Genomic DNA, 2,061 nt, shown 5'->3' on the forward strand with positions numbered 1-2,061 from the left:
TTCAGGTGCATAATTTATCACCCACCGATTAAGGGTGCTGTGGTCAACATGATAGCCTCGTTCTTCAGCTATTTCCTCAAGATTGCGATAACTGAGTGGATAAGCCAAGTACCATCTGACATTTAGGAGAATGATTTCTTTTTCAAAATGACGCCATTTAAAACTAAGCATATGAACCTTATTTTATTCGAATTGAGACTCATGATAGCAGGTAACGCGGAGAAGTGAACTTTATGCGACAGAACCAGATTGGGAGTTTGTAAGAGTCCCTACTTTTGCGAAAGCTAATTTTGGGCATCCCAGCCCAAGTTATCGGAAAAAGCTTAACGGGACTAGTTATAATCTTCGATGCCCCGATTCGCCCTGCGTCCATCACGATTTCGTACAACCTAGCTACGCGGGTTGCACTCATCATGATTACCTCAATGACTCTACGCCAACTAAAGCTGTTACTAAATCCTCTTCGCCATTCGCTACCGCTCATACTACGAGTCTTCATCCACAGCGTTGCCTATCGCGGTCTAAAAATCTTCACTTCGCTATGCTCCGTTTCCAGGATTTTCAGCGGATGGGAAGCCAAAATTTTCAATAACATTTTTTGCTTAAACTACAGTTAAGCGGATGCCAAGGACTACGCCAAACATGTACCCATGCGTAACCGTCGTTGTCAAAATCCTCCATGTAGACTTGGATTGTGTAGGTCTTACCCGCCTCAAACGTCTTGACTTGTAATTCCTCATCATCGACACCCCTGTCTCCGTCACTCTCTCCCGAGGCGACCATAGAGTATCCGTCAGGGTGATATATCTCCATCACGGTATCTTCATCAGCACTGTAAGTCTCTATGTTATACCGACCTGTAGTTTCAGGAGTAAACGTAGTTGTGAAGTGAGTCTGGTCATAGTCGTCTGTAGATAGCCAAAATTTCTTGGCAAATCCTAGAGTCAGGGGGGTATCTAAATCGTTTAAGTGCTCTTGAAGCCTAACATTCAAGATTGCTTCCCCCACATCAGATTTATCTTCTAGATAGACTTGGATTACATATCTCTCCCCAGCTTCAAGATACTTATGTTGAAGCTCGTTATAATTGTCTCCATCATCCCCATCGCTCTTTCCTTCATTGACAATTGACTCTCCGTTATGATATATCTCCATAACCGTATCTGAAGGTCCATATGTCTGGAAGATATGCCAGCCCGATACTTCAGGGTAGTAAGAGAACGTATAGTGAGCGCCCTCTTTACATAAAAAGAATGCTTTAGCCATTGTCAAAGAAAGCTCAGGATAATCGTTAGCGCGTGCTTCTTCGGCTTTCCGTTTTTCCTCCTCTTCTGCCTGACGCTGTGCTTCTTCCTCCGCGATTCGTTTCGTTTCTGCCTCTAAGAGTTTCGCGGCTTCTTCAAACCGTTTTCTATCTTCCTCATTCTTAGCCTTCTCCACTTCCTCTGCGGTTAAATTGGTAATTTCACCGGCTGGGTTAGGCGCCGGTGTTTCCGCCTCTTCCCCGGGGCGGACTGAATTCCACTCCGCTTGAACCATGTTGTTGAATAAAATCATCAACACGGCGACTGTCATTAGTTTAGTTTTCATCTTTTATCCTGTAAGGTTTCTAAAAGTTCTGTATTTCTTTTGTTTGTAGCCTTAATTGGCAAGAGTAAGCGGATTCCAAGGACTGCGCCAAACATGTACCCATGCGTAACCGTCGTTGTCAAAATCCTCCATGTAGACTTGGATTGTGTAGGTCTTACCCACCTCAAACGTCTTGACTTGTAATTCCTCATCATCGACACCCCTATCTCCATCACTCTCTCCCGAGGCGACCATAGAGTATCCATCAGGGTGATATATCTCCATCACGGTATCTTCATCAGCACTGTAAGTCTCTATGTTATACCGACCTGTAGTCTCAGGAGTAAACGTAGTTGTAAAGTGAGTCTGGTCATAATCGTCTGTAGATAGCCAAAATTTCTTAGCAAGTCCTACGGTTAGAGGGGACTCGTATTCTCTAAAAGGTTCTTCAGCCCTAACATTCAAGATGGCTTTACCTGACCAAGATTTACT

At 44.0% G+C, this 2,061-nt stretch carries 2 protein-coding genes and 1 pseudogene; all 3 read right to left on the reverse strand.

Going from position 1 to position 2,061, the window contains the following annotated elements; all coding sequences use genetic code 11:
- Positions 1-171, reverse strand: a pseudogene (locus tag CDZ78_RS22870) (IS6 family transposase); the annotation flags it as partial.
- Positions 172-585: 414 nt separating this feature from the next.
- Positions 586-1,590: a hypothetical protein gene (locus tag CDZ78_RS03690; RefSeq protein ID WP_087868760.1), complete on the reverse strand. Its 1,005-nt coding sequence runs from the start codon at positions 1,588-1,590 to the stop codon at positions 586-588.
- A 51-nt stretch (positions 1,591-1,641) separates the two neighbouring features.
- Positions 1,642-2,061, reverse strand: a 420-nt coding sequence (locus CDZ78_RS03695) for a hypothetical protein (protein ID WP_211200758.1), incomplete at its 5' end; no start/stop codon positions are given.

Source organism: Bathymodiolus platifrons methanotrophic gill symbiont (assembly GCF_002189065.1).
Classification (GTDB): Bacteria; Pseudomonadota; Gammaproteobacteria; order Methylococcales; family Methylomonadaceae; genus Methyloprofundus.